Source organism: Vulcanimicrobium alpinum (assembly GCF_027923555.1).
GTDB classification, from domain to species: domain Bacteria; phylum Vulcanimicrobiota; class Vulcanimicrobiia; order Vulcanimicrobiales; family Vulcanimicrobiaceae; genus Vulcanimicrobium; species Vulcanimicrobium alpinum.
In genome coordinates this window covers 2,993,816-3,013,826 of record NZ_AP025523.1, presented here as the reverse complement: position 1 = coordinate 3,013,826, position 20,011 = coordinate 2,993,816, and the positions used below count along the sequence as shown (strand labels likewise).

At 68.9% G+C, this 20,011-nt stretch carries 22 protein-coding genes, 3 tRNA genes and 1 pseudogene; 19 read left to right on the top strand and 7 right to left on the bottom strand.

Annotated elements, in window-relative coordinates:
• Positions 1 to 12: 12 nt before the first annotated feature.
• From ndk to WPS_RS15415, 5 genes are all read left to right on the top strand, one after another.
• The gene (ndk, locus tag WPS_RS15435) at positions 13 to 471 is read left to right on the top strand and encodes a nucleoside-diphosphate kinase (protein ID WP_317995354.1); all 459 of its coding nucleotides are present in this window, start codon (positions 13 to 15) and stop codon (positions 469 to 471) included.
• The gene (gene eno / locus WPS_RS15430) at positions 471 to 1,796 is read left to right on the top strand and encodes a phosphopyruvate hydratase (RefSeq protein ID WP_317995353.1); all 1,326 of its coding nucleotides are present in this window, start codon (positions 471 to 473) and stop codon (positions 1,794 to 1,796) included. The genes ndk and eno overlap by 1 nt, the downstream gene beginning before the upstream one ends.
• 47 nt (positions 1,797 to 1,843) lie before the next feature.
• Positions 1,844 to 1,915 (top strand) — tRNA-Ile (locus WPS_RS15425).
• 27 nt (positions 1,916 to 1,942) lie between these two features.
• Positions 1,943 to 2,659 (top strand): helix-turn-helix transcriptional regulator, encoded by a 717-nt coding sequence (locus WPS_RS15420; RefSeq protein WP_317995352.1) that lies wholly within the window; start codon positions 1,943 to 1,945, stop codon positions 2,657 to 2,659.
• Positions 2,660 to 2,726: 67 nt separating this feature from the next.
• A tRNA-Glu gene (locus tag WPS_RS15415) sits at positions 2,727 to 2,801 on the top strand.
• 93 nt (positions 2,802 to 2,894) lie between these two features.
• On the opposite strand, the gene WPS_RS15410 is transcribed toward WPS_RS15415, so the two are convergent.
• Positions 2,895 to 3,176 (bottom strand): hypothetical protein, encoded by a 282-nt coding sequence (locus WPS_RS15410; RefSeq protein WP_317997595.1) that lies wholly within the window; start codon positions 3,174 to 3,176, stop codon positions 2,895 to 2,897.
• Here WPS_RS15410 and WPS_RS15405 point away from each other — a divergent pair.
• A protein-coding gene (locus WPS_RS15405; protein WP_317995351.1) for an IS3 family transposase occupies positions 3,103 to 4,210 on the top strand; the annotation gives its coding sequence in 2 pieces (ribosomal slippage) (positions 3,103 to 3,356 and positions 3,355 to 4,210; 1,110 coding nt in all). The genes WPS_RS15410 and WPS_RS15405 overlap by 74 nt on opposite strands.
• Here WPS_RS15405 and WPS_RS15400 read toward each other — a convergent pair.
• Positions 4,179 to 4,760 (bottom strand): class I SAM-dependent methyltransferase, encoded by a 582-nt coding sequence (locus WPS_RS15400; protein WP_405054901.1) that lies wholly within the window; start codon positions 4,758 to 4,760, stop codon positions 4,179 to 4,181. The two genes, WPS_RS15405 and WPS_RS15400, sit on opposite strands and share 32 nt — an antisense overlap.
• 102 nt (positions 4,761 to 4,862) lie before the next feature.
• Positions 4,863 to 5,915 (bottom strand): energy transducer TonB, encoded by a 1,053-nt coding sequence (locus WPS_RS15395; RefSeq protein WP_317995349.1) that lies wholly within the window; start codon positions 5,913 to 5,915, stop codon positions 4,863 to 4,865.
• A gap of 159 nt (positions 5,916 to 6,074) precedes the next feature.
• On the opposite strand from WPS_RS15395, the gene WPS_RS15390 reads away from it, so the two are divergent.
• From WPS_RS15390 to WPS_RS15380, 3 genes and pseudogenes are all read left to right on the top strand, one after another.
• On the top strand, positions 6,075 to 7,037 hold the full coding sequence (locus WPS_RS15390) for a cupredoxin domain-containing protein (protein WP_317995348.1): 963 nt from the start codon (positions 6,075 to 6,077) through the stop codon (positions 7,035 to 7,037).
• A gap of 247 nt (positions 7,038 to 7,284) precedes the next feature.
• Positions 7,285 to 7,455, top strand: a pseudogene (locus WPS_RS15385) (IS256 family transposase); the annotation flags it as partial.
• Positions 7,456 to 7,918: 463 nt separating this feature from the next.
• Positions 7,919 to 8,173, top strand: coding sequence for a hypothetical protein (locus WPS_RS15380; RefSeq protein WP_317995347.1), 255 nt, complete (start codon positions 7,919 to 7,921; stop codon positions 8,171 to 8,173).
• On the opposite strand, the gene WPS_RS15375 is transcribed toward WPS_RS15380, so the two are convergent.
• A complete protein-coding gene (locus tag WPS_RS15375; protein ID WP_317995346.1) occupies positions 8,130 to 9,527 on the bottom strand; it encodes an MATE family efflux transporter in 1,398 nt (465 codons plus the stop codon). The two genes, WPS_RS15380 and WPS_RS15375, sit on opposite strands and share 44 nt — an antisense overlap.
• A gap of 63 nt (positions 9,528 to 9,590) precedes the next feature.
• Here WPS_RS15375 and WPS_RS15370 point away from each other — a divergent pair.
• The 9 genes from WPS_RS15370 (at position 9,591) to WPS_RS15335 (ending at position 13,802) form a co-directional block, all read left to right on the top strand.
• A tRNA-Val gene (locus tag WPS_RS15370) sits at positions 9,591 to 9,662 on the top strand.
• Between the two features lie 171 nt (positions 9,663 to 9,833).
• Entirely contained in the window at positions 9,834 to 10,010 is a 177-nt protein-coding gene (locus WPS_RS15365) for a hypothetical protein (RefSeq protein WP_317995345.1), read from the top strand.
• On the top strand, positions 9,979 to 11,181 hold the full coding sequence (locus WPS_RS15360; RefSeq protein ID WP_317995344.1) for a Gfo/Idh/MocA family protein: 1,203 nt from the start codon (positions 9,979 to 9,981) through the stop codon (positions 11,179 to 11,181). The genes WPS_RS15365 and WPS_RS15360 overlap by 32 nt, the downstream gene beginning before the upstream one ends.
• Positions 11,171 to 11,404: a hypothetical protein gene (locus WPS_RS15355; RefSeq protein WP_317995343.1), complete on the top strand. Its 234-nt coding sequence runs from the start codon at positions 11,171 to 11,173 to the stop codon at positions 11,402 to 11,404. Before WPS_RS15360 ends, WPS_RS15355 begins: the two co-directional genes overlap by 11 nt.
• 28 nt (positions 11,405 to 11,432) lie before the next feature.
• Complete coding sequence (locus WPS_RS15350; RefSeq protein ID WP_317995342.1) at positions 11,433 to 11,666, top strand: Rieske (2Fe-2S) protein; 234 nt, start codon at positions 11,433 to 11,435, stop codon at positions 11,664 to 11,666.
• Positions 11,663 to 11,914 (top strand): Rieske 2Fe-2S domain-containing protein, encoded by a 252-nt coding sequence (locus WPS_RS15345; RefSeq protein ID WP_317995341.1) that lies wholly within the window; start codon positions 11,663 to 11,665, stop codon positions 11,912 to 11,914. Before WPS_RS15350 ends, WPS_RS15345 begins: the two co-directional genes overlap by 4 nt.
• The gene (locus tag WPS_RS18295; protein WP_405054900.1) at positions 11,827 to 12,168 is read left to right on the top strand and encodes a hypothetical protein; all 342 of its coding nucleotides are present in this window, start codon (positions 11,827 to 11,829) and stop codon (positions 12,166 to 12,168) included. Before WPS_RS15345 ends, WPS_RS18295 begins: the two co-directional genes overlap by 88 nt.
• A gap of 232 nt (positions 12,169 to 12,400) precedes the next feature.
• Positions 12,401 to 12,649: a hypothetical protein gene (locus WPS_RS18290; protein ID WP_405054899.1), complete on the top strand. Its 249-nt coding sequence runs from the start codon at positions 12,401 to 12,403 to the stop codon at positions 12,647 to 12,649.
• Positions 12,650 to 12,722: 73 nt separating this feature from the next.
• The gene (locus WPS_RS15335) at positions 12,723 to 13,802 is read left to right on the top strand and encodes a class I SAM-dependent methyltransferase (RefSeq protein ID WP_317995339.1); all 1,080 of its coding nucleotides are present in this window, start codon (positions 12,723 to 12,725) and stop codon (positions 13,800 to 13,802) included.
• Here WPS_RS15335 and WPS_RS15330 read toward each other — a convergent pair.
• Positions 13,774 to 17,271, bottom strand: coding sequence for an ATP-binding protein (locus WPS_RS15330; protein WP_317995338.1), 3,498 nt, complete (start codon positions 17,269 to 17,271; stop codon positions 13,774 to 13,776). The genes WPS_RS15335 and WPS_RS15330 overlap by 29 nt on opposite strands.
• A gap of 170 nt (positions 17,272 to 17,441) precedes the next feature.
• Between WPS_RS15330 and WPS_RS15325 the strand changes: the two genes are divergently transcribed.
• Positions 17,442 to 17,777 carry an SRPBCC family protein gene (locus WPS_RS15325; protein WP_317995337.1) on the top strand — a complete coding sequence of 112 codons (336 nt, stop codon included), beginning with the start codon at positions 17,442 to 17,444 and terminating at the stop codon, positions 17,775 to 17,777.
• 134 nt (positions 17,778 to 17,911) lie between these two features.
• On the opposite strand, the gene WPS_RS15320 is transcribed toward WPS_RS15325, so the two are convergent.
• A complete protein-coding gene (locus tag WPS_RS15320; RefSeq protein WP_317995336.1) occupies positions 17,912 to 18,802 on the bottom strand; it encodes a TauD/TfdA dioxygenase family protein in 891 nt (296 codons plus the stop codon).
• A 28-nt stretch (positions 18,803 to 18,830) separates the two neighbouring features.
• Complete coding sequence (locus WPS_RS15315; RefSeq protein WP_317995335.1) at positions 18,831 to 19,979, bottom strand: MFS transporter; 1,149 nt, start codon at positions 19,977 to 19,979, stop codon at positions 18,831 to 18,833.
• Positions 19,980 to 20,011: the final 32 nt, after the last annotated feature.

The window sequence follows — 20,011 nt, the reverse complement described above, 5'->3', positions numbered from 1 at the left end:
AGCCCCTCCGCTATGGCAGTCGAACGAACCTTGATCCTCGCAAAAGCCGACGCGGTGGTCCGCGGACTGGTCGGGGAGATTCTCGCGCGCTTCGAGCGCCGCGGTTACACGATCCTCGGTCTGAAGCTGATGCACGTGACGCAGGATCAGGCAAAGCGCCACTATGCCGAACACGACGGCAAGCCGTTCTTCCCGGGCCTGGTCGACTACATCACCGCGACGCCGATCGTCGCGATGGTGATCGAAGGAGAAGATGCGATCGAGGGCTGCCGCGCGACGATCGGCGCGACGAACCCGATCAAGGCGACGCCCGGAACGATCCGCGGCGACTACGGTCAGACGATCGGCCGCAACCTCGCGCACGGTTCCGACTCGCCGGAGTCGGCGCAGCGCGAGGTCGCGATTTTCTTCAACGATCAGGAGCTCTTCCCGCGCGCCCACGTCCTCGGCGACTGGATCTCGGCGAAGTAATGTCGATCGAGTCGCTGCGCGGGCAAGGGCGTCCGCTCATCGAAAGCGTGCGCGCACGCGAAGTGCTGGATTCGCGCGGCAATCCCACCGTCGCCGTCGCGGTCGCGACGTCGTTCGGCGCGGTGGAAGAAGCGATGGTGCCGTCGGGCGCGTCGACCGGCGCGCACGAAGCGGTGGGGAAGCGCGACGGCGACAAAAAGCGCTATAACGGCAAAGGCGTCCTGCAGGCCGTCGGCGCGGTGAACGAGATCATCGGCCCCGCGCTCGAAGGTCTCGACGCGACGTCGCAGCGGGAGATCGATCGCACCTTAATCGAACTGGACGGAACGCCGAACAAAGCGAACCTCGGCGCGAACGCGCTGCTCGGGGTCTCGCTCGCCGTCGCGCGCGCGGCGGCCATCTCGCTCGGCGTGCCGCTGTACCGCTATCTCGGCGGCCCGTCGGCGGCGACGCTGCCGGTTCCGATGATGAACGTGATCAACGGCGGCAAGCACGCCGAAGGCGCGCTGCAGTTCCAGGAATGCATGATCGTCCCCGTCGGCGCCGCGACGATCGCCGACGCGGTGCGCTGCGGCGCGGAGATCTTTCACACGCTCGGCAAGATGCTGCACGACGCCGGCCATCAAACCCTGGTCGGCGACGAAGGCGGCTACGCGCCGAAGCTCGACTCGATCGACGAAGCGCTCGCGCTGCTGGTGCAGACGATCGAAAAGGCCGGCTATCGGCCCGGCACCGAGGTTGCGATCGCGCTCGACGCGGCGTCGACCGAATTCTATCGCGACGGCACGTACTGGCCGCACAAGCCCGACGACCATCCGTTCGACGCGGCGCAGATGGTCGCGCTCTACGACGGGTTGTGCAAGAACTATCCGATCGTTTCGATCGAAGACGGCCTCGCCGAAGACGATTGGGAAGGCTGGCAGCTGCTGACCAAGACGCTCGGCGCGCGCGTCCAGCTCGTCGGCGACGATCTCTTCGTCACCAACGTCGAGCGCCTGCAGCGCGGGATACGTGAGGGCTCCGGCAACGCGATCCTCGTGAAGGTCAACCAGATCGGGACGCTCACCGAGACGCTCGATGCGGTGGAGACGGCGCACAAAGCCGGCTATCGCGCCGTGATCTCGCATCGTTCCGGCGAGACCGAAGACACGACGATCAGCGATCTCGCGGTGGCGACCGGTGCCGGGCAGATCAAGACCGGTTCGCTCGCCCGCAGCGACCGCACCGCGAAATACAACCGCCTGATGGCGATCGCCGAAGAACTCGGCGCGTCGACGGCGCGCTACCCGGGCCGCTCGGCGTTTGCAGCGTTGACGCGAGCCTGACACGGGAAGATCATCGGCGCGCATCCGTCGAAGGCCGCCCGAGCGACGGGCCCGTAGCTCAGCGGTAGAGCAGCCGGCTCATAACTGGTAGCGCGCTGGTTCGAATCCAGCCGGGCCTACTCTCCCCCGTCGCACGCGTTGGAGGAATGGCGGAACCCCAAGAAGCGGAAGATCTCGCGGCGGCCGGGCGCTTCGACGACGCGCTGCGGGCTGCCGCCCGTGCCGCCGAAGCGACAGCGGAACCCGGCGGTGCGGTGTCGTGGGCGCAGGCCGGCCTCTTCGCGGCAGCGATCGGAAAGCGCGGCGAGAGCGCGAAGGCGATGCAGCGGAGCCGCGCGCTCCTGCGCGCGCACCCGCACGGCGCCGATGCGCTCACGACGCGCGCGTATCTCGCGCTGGCAACGATCGTACTAGGCCACGATGCGCGCGCGCGCAGCGCGATCGCCGGCCTGCGCGGCGAAGCGCACCGGGGCGACGAAGCAGCCAACGCGCTCGCCGATGCGACGCAGTCCTTTCGCGAACGGTACGGCGGGCACGCCGACGGCGCCGTCGACCTCGAACAGCCGCTGCGCGCGCTCGATGATGCCGGACGCGCGTCGCTCGTGCGCGTGATCCGCGCGCTCCCGGAGCGCGCTCCCGAGCGCGGCAAAGTGGCGCTGCTGAGCAAAGCGGAGAAACGCGTGCTGCTGCTCGCCGCCGGCGGCGCGACCAGCAAGGAGATCGCCGCCGAACTCGGCCGCAGTTCCCAGACCGTCGACGTGCACATCCGCAGCATCTGCCGCAAACTCGGCGTCAGCGGCCGCCGCCAGGCGGTCGTCGCCGCGATCCGCCAGGGCCTCATCGCCGAACGCCGCTCGCGCTGAGCAACCTTCGCGAGTCGCCCAGCGTCAAAGGGACGGCGCCCCCCGGCGCCCAAACCCCGGCGGTCTCGGCGCCATAGTCTATCGGTTAGGACGCTGCCCTTTCAAGGCGGAGAGACGGGTTCGATTCCCGTTGGCGCTACCACTTGAAACCCTTGATTTACGAGGGATTCCGCTGATTTAGACGATTGTTGGGCCGCCCGTCTAACAATCGTCTAACAGACTCTAACGAGACGCCTTAGCTGGCGAGCTGTTCGAACACTTCCGCGGCTTCCGCATCCCGCTCCCGGTACACGTGCAAATACCGCTCGGCAGTAATGCCGATCGTCGCGTGTCCCAGCCGTTTCGAGACGACCTCCAACGGCACGCCGTGTGACGTTGCCCCGGTGATCCGGGTCAGTTGATACCGTGGGTTTCCCCGGCCGATGGGCCGAAAGGAAGCCCGCATGCGGAAGTCCCGCTTCACCGAGACGCAGATCGTCTCGATCCTCCGAGAACACGACGCCGGCGCCTCGTTCATCGAGCTCGGCCGTCGACACGGCGTTCATCCGAACACCATCTCCGCCTGGAAATCCCGGTACGGCGGCATGCAGAGCAGCGAGATCGCCCGCGGTCGCGTGCTCGAAGACGAGAACGGGCGCATGAAGCGCATCATCGCGAACCTTTCGCTCGAGAACGACGCGATGAAAGAGCTAATCGCAAAAACTCCTGGGGCCCTCGCAGCGAAAAGCCGCGGTGAGGGCCCTGCAAGACCTCGGTGTGAGCCAACGCGCCGCATGCCGCATCGCGCGTTGTCCGCGATCCGTCGCGCAGTATCGCGTGCGGCGGACGGACGATCCGGCGTTGCTCGAGCGGCTCAAGGCGCTCGCCGCAGAACGCCGTCGGTTCGGCTACCGCCGGCTCACGATCATGCTGCGCCGCGAAGGCTTCGTCGTGAACCACAAGCGAGTTCATCGGATCTATCGCAACGCTGGTCTACAGCTGCGCAGTCGACGTAAGCGTGGCGTACGATACGTCCGTGGCAACGTCGTGCCGCCGGTCACGCGGCCGAACGAACGCTGGTCGCTCGACTTCGTACACGACGCGCTTAGCAACGGGCGAAAGTTTCGCTCGCTGACGATTATCGACGACTTCACCCGAGAGTCGATCGGCATCGAAGTCGACTTCTCGCTCACCGGCGAGCGTGTCGTGCGCGTGCTCTCACGTCTCGCGCAAGAGCGCGGTCTACCGCCGACGCTCAAGTTCGACAACGGAACCGAGTTCACGAGCAACGCGATGCTCGGCTGGGCCGCGCGGGTCAACGTTGAGCTGCACTTTATCGAACCCGGCAAGCCGACTCAGAACGGCAGCGTCGAGAGCTTTAACGGACGTTTCCGAGACGAGTTACTCAACGAGCACGCCTTTCCCACGCTCTTCCACGCTCGCACCGCGATCGAAGCATGGCGTGTCGATTACAACCATCGCCGACCCCACACCGCGCTCGGCGGCTTGACGCCGGCCGAGTTCATCGAGCATCATCGCACTACCCCAAACTCACGGTTATCCGCGGCCTGACATCCGGGGCAACGTCAGTCCGTTCTCGCATCGCGGCGCGGACAGGCGGCAGCAGCATCCGCTGCATCATGATTCCCATCGGATTTGCGCGGGGGAAGTCATCCAAATAGACATCATGTGAGGAGAACTCCAGCGTTCGCTCGAGCTCGTGCACCTCGATGTCGCGCAAACCCGCCGTCTCGAGTTCTTGCCGTAACGCGTCCGGCGTACCGAGTACCGGGGGAGCCGAGAGCGCCGCATCCGGGGGCGAACCCGGCCTGATCGCGTGCACCGCCGCGCGCACGGGCGCCAGCAGGCGCGACGTTTCGTGCCACGTCGTGGTGACGAAACGTCCGCCGGGTCTGAGGACGCGGTGCACTTCGCGGAATGCGCGCGTGCGATCCGCAAACAACATCACTCCGAACATGCAGTACGCGGCATCGATCGAGGAGTCGGCCACGTCGAGAAACTCGGCATCCATCGCAACGGCACGAATGTTCGCGGATCCGGCACGCTTCGCCGCCGACTCGATATGCGTTACCATGCGCGGCGAAATGTCTGTTGCGATCACCGAACGCGGCGCACCGCGCGAGCTCGGTGGCGAGCGTTCCGCCTCCCGCCGCGAGCTCCAACATCTTTCTGTGTCCCGCTTTCTCATCGCGCGCCATGCGATTTATGGCGCGCGCGTCGGTACCGGTGTCGGCTTCGCAGGATGGGAGACGCCGCGGAGTGCGGGCGCGCCCGGGCGCCGCGTCGGCAGCGGTGTCGGGGTCGGGGTCGGACGCGGCGTCGGTGTTGCCGTCGGTCGCGGTGTCGGCGTCGGGGTTGGTGCCGGCGTCGGCGCGATGCTGGGCTCTTCCGTCGGTGTGGGCGTTGCAAGCGGCACGCGGCGCCACACCGGAATCGACTGCAGCGCCGGATCTTCGCCGTTGAACGTGAACGTCGCGACGTACGTTGCGGCGATCGGCCGCCCGTTCTTCTTCGCTGGCGCGTAGGTCGACGAGACTGCGGTTTCGATCGCTGCCGGCACGAGCGCGCGGTCGGTGATCGAAAGTATTGACGCTTGTTCTGGAGTGCCGTCGGCGCCGACCAGCACGCGCACGCGTGCAACGCCGCGGTGACCGATCGAGAGCGACGACGTACCGCGCACGAGCAGCCGCGGGCGGATGTCGGGGACAACCTCCGGCGCGCCGGACGGAGCCGGCTCTGCGCTGCGATTGCTGCGCGGTACCGGCGACGTTCGCGGCGTTGCACGCGGCGAAGCGCTTTCGAGCGGCACGGCACTCGGCGACGGCGATCGGGGACGCGGCGCGATCGGCGCTGGCTGCGGTTTCTCGGGCGGTCGATTTGCCGCCAGGGCGCGATTGATCCCCGCGGCGATCTGCTGCATCTGTGCGTAGCTGTCGCCGGGGATCGCGCTGACGCGCTGTCGCGTCGTCCCGCAGTTCGCGCTGCGGCCGGCCTTCAGCGCGACGACCAGCGAGATCTCGTTGCCGTCGCGAAACGCCGAGGCGCTGTCGACGTCGGCCGCCGGCGCGTGACACGAGAAGATGACGGTGCTCCGTTTTTCGAGCAGCGCGACGTACGACCACGCTGCTTGACCGCCGCCGACGGTCACGGTGAGCTGGGAGTCGACGGTCGACCCCGTGACGACGTGCCAGAGGTGATGCCAGTGCCAGGTCTCGGCACCGGCGGGCACAGGGGCAAAGGCCGCCAGCGCAAGCATGACGATTCCAACTCGGCCGAGACGCATGCTCCGTTGTAGCCGCATCGCGGAACCCGAAACCGTTTCGCGCGTCCGGTTGGTTGCTCACCCAGTTAACTTGACTATCCGGGGTTTTAAGCCCAGGATAGGCGCGGAGCCGGGTATCTTCGGAGGTGGACGATGATCTCAGCGCGTGTTTTCTACGCGTCCGCGATAGTTGCGGCGTTGGCGCTGGGGGGTTGTCAGGGCGGCAGCGTGAGCCCGCCGCCGTTCAATACCGGCTCGCCGGTCTTCACGATCACGGCAGGCGGCTCGTCAAACATGGAAGCGATGCAGTCCTTCCGCTTCTATCCGAGTTCGCTGACGGTGAATGTCGGCGACACGGTGCACTGGGCATTTCCGTCCGGCGAGCCGCACACCGTGACGCTGCTCGGGCCTCGCACGGCGTATCCGCCTCCGACTGATCCGACGTCGGCGCAGCCGTTCGGCGGGCCGACGTACGACGCGACGACGTACACGAGTTCAGGCTTCCTGCTTCTGGGCAAGTCGTACAGTCTGACGTTCACGAATCCCGGAACCTACACGTACACCTGCCTGCTGCACGGACCTGCGATGCGAGGAACGATCGTCGTGCAGCCTTCCGGCACGCCCTACCCGCCGTCGAATACCGTCGCTGAACTCGGCGCGTCGGCGGCGCAAGCCGCGGATCTCGCGCTCGGGACAACGGCGGTTTCCCAGTTCCCATATGCGCCCGGCGGGCCCCATCTCGTTGCGGGACTGACGCCGGGCCTCACCGTCGGTCCGCCGTCGCCTGTGGCGGTGCAGCGATTCCTCGACGGACCGTCGCTGGCAGTGACGTCGGTCACCGTCCACGTCGGCGACATCGTCACATGGACGAATCAATCAAACAACGCGCCGCACACGGTTACGATCGCGCCCGTTGGGGCGCCGTTCCCGATTCTCAACCCGTTCGCCCCGCCCACCGGCGGGAACGTGTACGACGGGACGATGTTGGTAAACTCCGGCGTCCTCTTCTCCGGCGCGAGCTTCTCGCTGAAATTCACGACCGTCGGGACGTTCACGTACCAATGCCTGTTCCACGACGACACGGAGCACATGATCGGGACGGTCATCGTCCAGTAGTCCGGCCACTCGGCAGAAGCGACGCCAGCCGCGACAACTAGGAAAATAAGAATAACTCTCCGAAACAATTAGTTGTCATGCACCGTATCGCCGTCATGCGCTTGCGTTCCGTCCTCGTTTGGGCTGCGATGTTGGTTGCGGCCGCCGCGTCGCCGGCCCTCGCCGTGAGCGGGCCGGCGGCGTCGTTTCCCGCCGTCCGCGCCGAGAAGCCGCCGGCGCTCGACCCGTCGCTGAGCGATCCGGCGTGGACGTCGTTGGTATCTTCCCGAACGAAGCCGCGATCGTGCGGCTCGTCGGCGCGCTGCTCTTGGAACAGAACGTCGAGTGGCGGCTGCAGCGGCGGTACCTCTCGCTCGAAGGACTCGGAGCGATCAGCGACAACCAGAACCAGCGGCTCTCAGCCGTGATTACGGGCTGAGAAACGACCCGCGTCGAGAGTTACTCGTACACCACTCCGCGGGGCACGATCGATGCTATCGTGACGGGGCGGTGAACGGCGAGGCCAGAGGGCGTTGATGGCAGCTACCGTAGCGCTGTTTTAATGGGCCGGGGCGTAGACCCGGCCTACCTTGTTTTGGGCTTGGTGTGCGGATTTGGTGCGCGAGCGGCGGGCGTTAGAACGTTACTATAATGTGTTAGGGCCTGTTACGGTCGGGGGCGCCTTGCGATGCCGGCCGTGGCGCGCGCGCTGCGGATCGACGGCGACGAGACGGAAAGCGACGAAGTGCGGCATGCCCGGCGAGCGATTAGCGAAGCGGCGCTGCGCCGCCTCGACGAACTCGAGCGCGGCGGAAAGGTCGAGTTGGGCTACGCCGGCGCGCTGCGCGACTTCTATCGCGAGCCGCTGGGTCAGGCGAGCAGCCGGCCCGAGGACGAACGCCGTGCGCTACAGCGCTACGCGATCCGACCTCGTCGAGGTCGAGCGCGCGACGCTCATCGCGACGCGAAAGCGCGGCGACGTCGACAACAAGGTCTTGCGCCGGCTGCAGCTCACGCTCGACATGGCCCAGACGGAACTCGAACGCATGGCCGGTGACGCCGACGACATCGGTGAAGAAGTGAGCGAGCTTGGCACGTCGCCGCCGCCGGCCGTTACGTCGCCGCCGGCGCCGCGCGATCGTCGAGCAGCGCCGTGAGCTTGCGCCTACGCCAAAACGCGAAGTAGTACACGGTCTGGAACGCGAGACTGCAGCAATACGCCACCGGGTATGCCACCCACACGCCCGGGAGGCCGTAGTGCGGCGCGAGCGCGTACGCGACCGGAACTTCGATGCCCCAGATCGCGACGATCGAGAGCAGCGTCGGCCACAGCACCGCGCCGCTCGAGCGCATCAGCCCCGAGAGCACGCTCGACGTGCCGAAAATGACGTAACTCCACAGCGTAATCGCGAGCAGGCCGTGCGCGGTGCGCAGCACCTGCGGATCGGTAATGAACAGCGAGAGAATCAGATCGTTGAAGACGTACACCAGCGCGATCAGAATCCCGCCGATGAGCCAGTTCAGGCCAACGCCTGCGCGCGCCACGCGCGTGAGGCGATCGACGCGTTTCGCGCCGATCGACTGCGCGCCGAATATCGACGCGGTGATTCCGATCGAGATCGCCGGGAACTGCACGTACGAGACGATCTGGTTGACCGCGCCATACGCCGCCGTCGCGCTCGAACCGAAGCGGTTCACCAGCGCGAGTACCGCGATCTCCGAGAGCGAGACCATCACGAGCTGGATCCCGGTCGGAATCCCGATCCGCAGCAGCGTGATCGAAAGCTTCGGCTCGAGGTTCATGTTGCGCAGGACGGAGCCGTCGAACGCCAGCGGATTCTTCGCCAGCGTAAGCGCGACCAGCAGGTACGTCAACCCCACGGCGCTCGCGACGATGTTTGCCGCGGCTGCGCTGACGACGCCGAGGTGCGGAAGACCCGCCCAGCCCAGGATGAACGCGGGCGTCATCATCAGCGTGACCGCCGAGCTGACGATCAGCGAGACGAACGGCGTCGTCGAGTCGCCGGTTCCGCGGATGAACGTCGAATACGCCAGGTACACAAACACCAGCGGCAGCGAGAGGAATGTGAGCCGTGCATACGCGAGCGAGGCGTCGAAGATATCGGCCGGCGTTGCGATGAGATGCAGCAGCTGCGGTCCGAAGATCACGCCGAGCACGCCGATCACCAGGCCCGAGCCGATCGCCAGCGTCAGCGTCGTGCCGGCGACGGCTTTGAGCCGCTCTTCGTCGCGCGCGCCGTAGGCTTGTCCGATCAGGACCGCGCTCGCGCTCGAGACCCCGATGAAGAACGAGACCATGAAGAACACGATCGGGAAAAACCCGGACGCCGCCGCCAGCGCATGTACGCCGATCAGCTGGCCGAGATAGATGCTGTTGAGCGTCGCCGACGCCGACTGCATCACGTTGCTCAGCATCAGCGGGATCAGAAAGACGAGCATCGTGCGCCAGATCGGCCGGCTGTCGTCGATGGCGGGTCCGCGGCGCTGCATCGGAGGCGTCTACCGCCCCCGGGGAGCGGTCTCCCGCGCGGCGAACGATGGCCGCACGGCGGCGGGCGATTAGCTCAGCGGGAGAGCGGCTCCTTTACACGGAGATGGTCGGCGGTTCGAATCCGTCATCGCCCACATGCGTCCCGCGCGTCCCGGTGCGCCGAGCAGCAATTCTTTTGCGTTCGCGTCGCGGATCGAGCGCGCGAACGCGTCGATGGTGCTGCTGTTGTTCTCGGCGTCATCACGGCGGGGCACAATTTTGCGCGTTCCGCAGGGCGTCGAAAAATACTTAACGGAGTAAGGATCGTGCCGACTGCTCAATGGCTCGCGCGGCGCGGACAAGCGCTGCGGCGTCCGCTCCGCGCGCACGCCCTGCGCCTCAACGCGGTCATGCGCCGCGGTCTGAGCGAGGTTGAGGCGCGTCAGTTCCGCGCACTCCTCGAACGCGTCGATGCGAGCCTTCGAGCCGACGGCGATGGCTGAGCGGCGGCTGCGGCTCGGCGTCGCCGGGCTGGGACGAGCGGCCTCGTCGATGCTGCCGAGTCTCGCCGCGCATCCGCACGTCGACATCGTCGCCGCCGCCGATCAGCTCCCGCTCGCGCGCGCGCGATTCGAAGCCGATTTCGGCGGCCGCACGTGGGAGAGCGCCGAGGCGCTCGCGGGCGATCCGGGGATCGACGCGATCTACGTCGCGACGCCGCACCAGTGCCACGTCTCCGACGTCGTCGCCGCCGCCGCGCACGGCAAACATGTGCTCGTCGAGAAGCCGATGGCGCTGAGCGTCGAGGAGTGCGCGGCGATGACCGATGCGGCGCGCGCCTCGGGTATCGCGCTCGTCGTCGGACACACCCACGCGTTCGATCCCGTCGTACGCACGATGCGCGACGTCATCGCCTCCGGCGAACTCGGCGCGCTGCGCATGATCGTGAACGTCGCGTACACCGATTTTCTCTACCGGCCGCGGCGACCCGAAGAACTCGACAGCGCGCGCGGCGGCGGGATCATGTATAACCAGGTGCCGCACCAGATCGAGATCGTGCGCGCGCTCGACGGCGGGCCGCTGCGCAGCGTGCGCGCGGCGAGCGGCGTGTGGGACCGAAATCGACCTACCGAAGGCGCGATGACGGCGCTCCTCGAGTTCGCCTCCGGCGTCGCCGCCTCGCTCACGTACAGCGGCTACGACCATTTCGATTCCGACGAGCTGGCGTTCTGGATCGCGGAGTCGGGCGCGGACAAGTCGCCCGCGCACGGTGCAGCGCGGCGCGCGCTGGGCGCGCGATCAGCCGGCGACGAGGCGCGCATGAAAGCGGAGAGCGCCTTCGCCGGGCGCGGCGTGCGCCTCGCCGAGACGCCGGCGCATCAGCCGCACTTTGGGATGCTGATCGCGAGTTGCGAGCGCGGCGACCTGCGGCCGTCGGCAGACGGCGTGCTGGTGTACGGCGACGACGGCGTGCGCGAGATCCCGCTTCCGCGCGGCCGCACGTTTCCGAACAAGGACGGCGTGATCGACGAACTCTACGACGCCGTCGTGCGCGGCATCGCGCCCCTGCACGACGCGGCGTGGGGGACCGCGACGGTCGCGGCGGCGCTGGCGCTGGTGCAGTCCGCGCGCGAACGGCGCGAGATCATGCTGGAGGGTGCCGATGTCCGCTGACGATCACCTGTCGCTTGCGACGCTCCTCGACGAGGTGCGCCCGCTGATCGTCGCCGCGCGCGACCGCGGCGAGCATCCGCGCTATCTGCTGCCCGAACAGGTCGCGTTTGACGCGGTCGCCGCCGTCAAGGACCGCGACCGTGAACGCGGGATGCCGATGCTCGTGCTCGGTCTCGAAGTGGTGCGCGCCGCCGATCAGATCGCCGAGCGGCGCGTGTTTTGATGCGTCACGATCGAGAGGACGCCGTGCGATGCTGACCGCCGCCGAAAACGAACTGCTTACGCGCGTCGGCGCGGGGAAGCCGCAGGGCGAGGTGCTCCGGCGCTATTGGCTTGCGGCGCTGCTCGCCGACGAGGTCGCCGATGCCGACGGCACGCCGGTCCCCGTCCGCCTGCTCGGCGAAGACCCGGTCGCGTTTCGCGACAGCCGGGGCGCATCGGTCTGGTCGGCGAGCGCTGCCCGCACTGTCTTGCGTCGCTGGTGATCGGACGCAACGAAGACTGCGGCCTCACCTGCTTCTATCACGGCTGGAAAGTCGACGTCGACGGCAACTGCGTCGAGATGCCGACCGAACCGGACGGATACGGGTTCAAAAATCGCGTGCGCATCGCGTCGTATCCGACGCGCGAGGCCGGCGTGATGGTGTGGGCGACCTCGGCCCGCGCGAGCACGAACTACCGTTCCCCGCGTTCGACTGGACGTCGCAGCCGCGCGAGCAGCGCGCGATCGTGAAGATCGGGATCCGCGCGAACTACCTGCAGGCGGTCGAAGGCGCGATCGATTCAGCGCACTCGTGGTTCCTGCACCGCGGCGGTTGGCGCGATTGGGAGAAGCGCTTCGACGTCTCGACCGATCGATCGCCGAAGCTCGAGACCGAAGACACGCCGTACGGATCCGCAAGCCGACCGAACGGCCGGACGAGCAGAGGTACGTTCGCGTCACGCTGTTTGCCGTGCCGTCGACGGCGTTCATCCCGCCGCCACTAAACCCCGATCTGCCCGCGCACACCCAGCTCTTCGTTCCGGTCGACGACGAACGGACGATTGCTCTTCGACGTGTTTCACAGCCAGAACGACACGCCGGGCGTCGATCTCGAGGGCGACTGGGATCGTTTCGCGACTTCGCGCAATCGCTGGCAGCAGGACCGCGCCGCGATGAAAGCCGGGAGCTGGACGGGGATCGCGGTTTCAGAATCAGGATATCGCGGCGCAAGAATCGATGGGCCCGGTCGTCGATCGCAGTCAGGAACATCTGGGAACGTCGGACGTGGCGATCATCCCGATGCGGCGGCGGCAATTGGAAGAACGTGCGGCGCTTCCAGGCTGGCGAGCCGCTGATCGGCCACGATTCGGCGATCCCGTTTACCCGCTTGGCGAGCGAGCAGCGCGTGATCCTGATCGGCGCACCGTGGCGGAGCGTCGGTGCCTATGGCGGCGAGTACGCCGGGCGGCCCTGAGACGGTTCTGAGACGGGCGCGGTGTAGGCTCGGCGTCGAGCCGGTCGCGAACCGGTTCGTCACACGCTTCGCCAGGAGGCTTGCATGTCCAGTGCATCCGTTTCCCCGCAGATCGACGAGGCCGCGCAGCAGGCATTCATCGGAACGATGCTCGGCGACGTCGGCGCGACGCTGACCGGCGCGCTCGTCCTGATCGGCGACCGCCTCGGGCTCTACAAGGCACTCGCCGAACAGGGGCCGCTCACCTCGGCGCAGCTCGCCGAGAAGACCGGGACGCACGAGCGCTACGTGCGCGAATGGCTTTCGAATCAAGCCGCGTCGGGCTATCTCACCTACGACCCGGCGACCAAAGCGTTCACGCTCCCACCCGAACACGCGCCGATGCTCGCCGACGATTCGAGCCCGTTCATGATGTGCGGCCTCTTCGAGATCGGGCAGACGCTCTACGTCGACGAGCCGCAGATTACCGAGGCGTTCAAAACCGGCAAAGGCTTCGGCTGGCACGAGCACGATCGGCGGCTGTTCTCGGCGACGGAACGCTTTTTCCGGCCCGGATACAACGCCAACATCGTCGCGAACTGGATCCCCGCGCTCGACGGCGTCGACGCGAAACTGCGCGCCGGCGCCAAGGTCGCCGACGTCGGATGCGGCCTGGGAACGTCGACGATTCTGATGGCCAGGGCGTATCCGAAGTCGCGCTTCCACGGCTTCGACTACCACGCCGGTTCGATCGCGCTCGCGCGCGCGGCTGCGGAACGCGCCGGCGTCGCCGACCGCGTCTCGTTCGAAGTCGCGCCAGCGCAGTCGTTCCCCGGCAAAGGCTACGACTTCGTCGCGTGCTTCGACTGCATCCACGACATGGGCGATCCGGTCGGCGCGGCCGCTCACATCCGCAGCGCGCTGGCCGACGACGGCACGTTCATGATGGTCGAGCCGTACGCGAACGACGCCCTCGAAGACAACCTCAACCCCGTCGGCCGGATCTTCTACGCGGCGTCGACGATGCTGTGCACGCCGGCGTCGCTCTCGCAGGAAGTCGGACTCGGGCTCGGCGCGCAAGCCGGCGAAGCGGCGCTGCGCGCGGTGTTCAACGAAGCCAGCTACACGCGTTTCCGCCGGGCGACGGAGACGCCGTTCAACCTGGTGTTCGAAGCGCGGCCGTAGCCGTCGCCTCACGATGAAACGGCAGCGCGAGGAACGCTGACCGGATTGCCGGATCGCGAATCGCGGCGGCCCGCGCCTGCATCGCCGCGCGCGCCCGCCGCAACGCGGTCTCGGCGGCGCCGTCGCGTCCCGCCGCGCGTTCGGCGCGTGCGATCGTGACGAGCCGTTCGGCGGGCTGCGGCGGCAGATGCAGGTGCGCGTCGTACAGCGCGCGGAGTTCGGCGGCGACCCGGGCGGCGTCGTCGACGAGGTTCGCGCGCAGCAGCGCTCGCGCGAGCGCGCACAGGTTGTCGCCGAGCCGCGGCGTCGGACCGGCGGGACGCCGCAGCGCGACGGCGTCGTGCAGGAATGCCAGCGCTTCGGCGTGCCGGCCGCGCGCGCTGCGCGCGGCGCCCACTGTCGCGAGCGCGGCCGATTCGAGCGGCGCCGAGCCGAGGTCGCGCGCGAGCCGGAGGGCCTCCTCGCCGGCCGCCTCCGCGCCGGCGTCGTCGCCTTGCAGGCGCGCGCAGTAGCCCGCGTCGATCCGCTCGATGCAGGTGACCCAGCGGAACCCGATCGCCGCCGCGACCTCGCGGGCGCGCGCATAGCGCGCGAGCGCTTCGTCGAAGAGGCCGAGCTCGGTCGCGAAGAGCCCCATGTCGACGGCGATCGACGCGATCCCGACGCGGTGGGCGAGCCGTTCGTAGAGCGCGAGCGCCTCGCGGTAGTGCGCGCTCGTCCCGTCGATGCGAAACGCGTACACGAGACCGTTGGCGATCGTGTGCAGGGCCAGCGCTTCGCCCTCGGTGTCGCCGATCGCGCGGCTCAGGTCGCGGGCCTCTTCGGCGCATTCGGTCATCGCTGCATAGTCCTGACGCGCGAGCGCGGCGCGCGCGAACGTCATCAGCGTGCGGATGAGATCGCTCGCGTTTCCGGTCGCGTGGGCCTCGGCGCGCAGCGACGCGAGCGCGTCGTTCGCGCGTTCGAGCTTGCCCTCGTAGATGAACGCGTAAGCGACGGCGAGCCGCGCTCGCACCAGTTCGCGCCGGTGATCGCTCTGCGCCGAAAACGCGATGAGTTCGGCGAACGCGGCGTGCGCGCCGTCGAAGTCTTCGGCCCAGCGCCGCTGCCGCGCACGCAGGGCCAGCGCACGCGAGCGCCAGTGCGGATCGCGCGAGCGCCGCGCGAACCGTTCGAGCAGTGCGACCGCGACCCGTTCGCGCCGCCGGTCGCTCACGACGTTGGCGTGCTCCGCCGTCCGTTCGAGCGCGAGCGCGACGCTCTCGCCGCCGAGAAGCCGCGCGAGCGCGGTCAGTTCCGCGAGCGCGGACGCCTGACGCTCACGTTCCCCGGCAATCGCCGCGATGCGTTCGCGCACGAGGAGCGCGTCGAACCGCGTGCGGTCGGCGGCGCCCAGCGCGAGCACGCGGTCGACCGCAGCCGACGCTTCGGTGTACGCGTAGACCTCGAACGCCTCGCACGCCGCGTCGACGTAGCGGGCCGCCGCGCGTTCGGCGTCGCCGCCGCAGTCCCAGTGACGCGCCGACGCGGCCGCGATCCCGCGACGCCGTGCCCCGCCGGCCTCCATTACGTGAGCGATGCGGCGATGGCGGTGACGCCGCACCGCCGGGTCGATCGCTTCGTACACGAAGCCTTGCATGAGCTGGTGCGTGAACGCGTAGTCGAATCGTCCGTGCATCCCGACGATCGCCACGACGCGGCGGTCGACGAGCGATTCGAGCGCATCGAGCACCGAGGCTTCGCTCCAGCCGCTGGTCTCGCGCAGCAGTTCGACGTCGAAATCGCGGCCGATCACCGCGGCGAACTCCGCGAGCGTCCGCGATGCATCGTCGAGCCGTGCGATCCGCTGGGCGAGCACGTCGCGCAGCGCAGGCGGCAGCGCATCGCCGGGGCGATCGGCGACGACGTGCCAGTCGCCATCCGCCTCGTGCAGACGTCCGGATTCGATCGCGCCGCGGATCAGCTCGCCGGCGAAGAACGCGTTCCCCTCGCTGCGTTCGTACAGCTCGGCGGCGAACGTCGCTGCGGCGGACGCGTCGCCGAGCCAGCCGACGAGCGCGCCGATCGCGTCGCGCGACAGGCGCGCGAGCGCGAGGTGCCGGCAGATGCCGTCGCGTTCGCCCGAACGGCGCAGGGCGCGCAGCGGATGCCGCGGCGCGAGTTCGTCCTCGCGGTACGTCATCACGACGAGCACGCGCTCGCCGGCTGCGCGGTGTGCGAGGTGCTCGAACAGCGCGAGCGTCGCATCGCCGGCCCACTGCGCGTCGTCGAGCAGTACGATTGCCGGCCGGCGCCGGGCGAGCGCGATCCACACCCCGGCGAAGGCATCGAAAAGACGTGCACGTTCGCGCGCCGGATCGAGCGCTTCGAGCGGCGACTGCGCGAGCGCAGTTTCGTCGAGCGCAGGCGCGATCGCGGCGAGAACGCGCAGCGCGAGAGGGTCGACGCCGAGCATCTGCGCGAGCGTCGCGGCGCGCTGCAGGAGCAGCGCGGGGCCGTGATAGGGTTCGGCTTCGGCGGATGCCAGGCTCGCGCTGAAGACCTGCGCGCCGCGTGCCTCGCAGCGCGCGGCGAACTCGCGCACGAGCCTCGTTTTCCCGACTCCGGCTTCACCACCGACGAGCACCAGGCCGCCGTGCCCCGCCGCCGCGGCGTCGTACGCTTCGCGCAGCACCGTCAGTTCGGCGTCGCGCCCGGCGAAGGGGAGCGAGGCGGGGAGCGGGCTCGCGCGCGCGCCGGGCGCGGACCGCGGCTCCGCCGGCGCCGCGTCGCGCAGGATCGCCGCATGCACCGCGCGCGTCTCGGGCATCGGCGCGGCGCCGAGTTCCCGGCGTAAGCGCTGCGCGAACGCATCGTACTGCGCGAGCGCGCCGGAGCGGTCGCCGCAGGCATGACGCAGTTGCAGCGCCACGCGCAGGGTGTCTTCGCGCCACGGGTCAAGGGCGAGCACGCGTTGCGCGGCGGCGATCGCGGCACGGTCGTCGCCGGCCGCGCGCAGCGCCGCGACGTGGACGTCGGCGGCGTCGAGGTACCGTTCGCGCAGACGTTCACGTTCGGCGTCGACCCACGGCTCGCCGACGTCGGCAAGCAGATCTCCGGCGTACAGCGCGAGCGCGTCGCGCGCGCGGCGCGGATCGGCGGCAAGCTGCTCGAACGCCCGCACGTCGCACCACACGGGCGCGGCGGGGTTCCATTGGATCGTGCGCTCCCCGGCGAGGATCCACGGGCGTTCCGGCGGCGCCTGCGGGAGCAGCCGCTGGAGGTAGTTCAGGTGGCGGCGGAGGTTGGCGCGCGCGTCGTCTTCGGCGGCGTCGGGCCAAAACGTCCCGGCGACGGCACGGCGCGCCAGCGGTCCGTCGTGCAGCAGCACGTACGCCAGCAGCGGGATGACCTTGGGCCGGCTCGCGGTGGGGAAGGCGATCTCGTCGAGCAGCAACCGCGGATGCCCGAAGAGATGGACCCGCAGCATAGCGGTGCACTTTGGGCACGCCGGGGTCACCGCCTCTCGCAAGGCGGCGCGCTGCGGCGGGCGCGAACGTCGCGCCATGGAGAGCTTCGTCAAAGCGCGCTTCGAGGCTGCACCGGGCGCAGGCCGCGGAGTTTGCGGGATTCGTCTTCGTCTCGCTGGCGGCGCAGCCGGTGCCGTTCGCGCAGACGTTCGCTCCGCTCGCGCAACGAATCGCGCCGTGGGCGATCGAAACGCTGCGGGTCGCGCACGCGATCGACTACGACCTCGCGTGCAACTGGAAGCTGGTGTTTCAGAACTATTGTGAATGCTATCGTTGTCCGCTCGTGCACCCGCAGCTCGACGGCCTCTCGCCGTCGGAGAGCGGCCGCAACGATCTGGTCGACGGACCGTTTCTCGGCGGCTACTCCGACCTGCGGCGCGCCGGAACGAGCCTCACGACGTCGGGCGTGAGCGCGCACGCTCAGCTGCCCTGCGTGCGCGCCGCGGATCGCGAACGCGTCTATTAGTGTACCGTCTTTCCGTCGATGCTGCTCAGCCTGCATCCCGATTCAGTGATGGTGCACGAGCGTCCGGTCCGTATGCGAACGCGGAAGGTCTGCTCGCCGCGTCGACCGGTATTATCTCGCGCGGATCGGCGAGGTCAGGTAGCGGCGCCCGCCGGCGTACGCGCGAGATCGAGCGTCGTCGCGCGCCGCAGATCGCGGCGCTGCGTCGTCTCGTCGAACGGGAGCCCGCGATGCATCGTGCAGCGGTTGTCCCAGATGACGAAGTCGCCCGGGTGCCACGCGTGACGGTAGACGAACTGGGGCAGCGTGGCCGACGCCATCAGGTCGCGCAGCAGCAGGCGGCCGTCGGGGACGGGCCAGCCGGCGATGCGTTCGGCGTGCGAGGCGAGGTAGAGCCCCGTGCGGCCGGAGCCGGGATGGACGCGCACCAGCGGCTGCTCCGCGCCGGGAAACGCGGCGCGCTCCGCGTCGCTGAAGTCGGTGAAGCCGATCGTTTCGCGCGAGTAGATGATCGAATGAAATGCGCGCAGGTTCGCGATCTGCTCCTTGCGCGCGGCGGGCAGCGCATCGTAGGCCGCGCGCATGTCCGCGTATTCGGTTTCACCGTCGCGGTCGGGCGCCGTCTTCGCGGAGAGCATCGAGTAGCGCGCGGGCGGATGCTGAAACGACGCGTCGGTGTGCCACAGGCGGTTCCCGAGTGAGTACATCCGGCGGCGGTCGGCGCGCTCGAGCGGCGCGCCGTTCTCGTCGAGGTTGGAGATGTCGGTGATCCCGGGTTCGGTGAGACGCGGCTTCGCGTCGATCACCGTGCGCGCGACCTGCATCACGAGTTCGCCGTCGAGCCGGCGCGCGAACGCGATCTGCTCGTCGTCGGTGAACGGCTGATCGCGAAAGACCAGCACCGCGTAGCGGTCGAGCAGCGTGCGGATCTCGCCGAGCACGGCATCGTCGTACGTGTCGCGCAGCACCGAACCGCTCGCTTCGGCGGCGAAGAGGGGATGCAACGGACGGGCCGTCAGCGCCATCCTCCCGGTTTCACCGCCGCGCCGGCGATTACCGTTGCAGGCGCGCTCCCAGGCGCGTCCCCAGGATCGCGGCGATCGCGGCCGCCGCGAGGATCGGCGCGAAGGCCGACGCCGCGACGTGGGTGAGGTCCCAGGCGGCGCCGGCGAGCACCGTCGTCACGAACGCGATGCTGTATCCGAGCGTGAACGTCCCGGCCGAGATGCGCGCCACCTCGCCGGGTGCGCCGAGCACCGCCGGCAGCGCGAAGCTCATCGTGAGGACGTACGCGCCGAAGAAGCCGACGACCGCCGAGGCCGCGATCGCGGCGGCCGCGCCGCCGAGCAGCAAGGCGGCGAGCGCCGCCAGCAGGAGCGCGGCGACGAGGAGCGAGACCGCGCGCGTGCCGAGCACCCGCAACGGGATCAGCCCGACGACGAGCGACGCGGGGATCTGGCCGATGTTGAGCGCCGCGAGACACGGACCGATGAGCGCGGGGCGATGGGTCGCGTGAAAGTAATCCGGCAGGAACGTGTTGGCGCCGAAGTACGCGAGGCTCGCGGCGGATTGATACACGCCGAGCTGGCGGATGCGCGGATCGCGGAAGTCCGGAAACCAGCGTTCGCCCGGCGCGGCGACGTTGCCGCCGTCGCGCACCGTCGCGCAGGCGATCGCCGTCAGCGCGACCGGGACGCTCCAAGCCGCGAGGCTGAGTTCCCAACTCCCGCCGACGAGAGGCAGCATCAGCGGAATCGTCAGCGACGCGCTGAGCGCTTCGCCGCACAGCAGGCCGTTCGCCCAGATCCCGGTGGCGAGCGGGACGCGCGACGGAAACCACGCGCGCGAGAGCGCGGGGAGCGCCGGCTGCGCGATCGCGATGCCGCCGCCCATCACGGCGCTCATCACGAAGAGCAACGGGACCGACGGGCCAGCGCCACGCAGTGCGCCGCCGAGCGCGATGAGCCAGAGTCCGGCGACGAGTGCGCGGCGCGCACCGAGACGCGCCGCGAACAGCGAACCGAAGATCGATGACGCCGCGAGGACGAGGACGGGAAGGTTCGAGAGCGCCGCGATCCCCGATTCGTCGAGGCCCAGATCGCGATGGAGCAGCGGGATCACCGGCGGAATCGCGAGCAGCGTGATCCGCAGATCGGCGCCGGCCCACCAGAGCAGGATGCCGCGCAGGGCGCGCCCGCTCACGCGGAAGTGAAAGCGGAGACGACACGGCGACG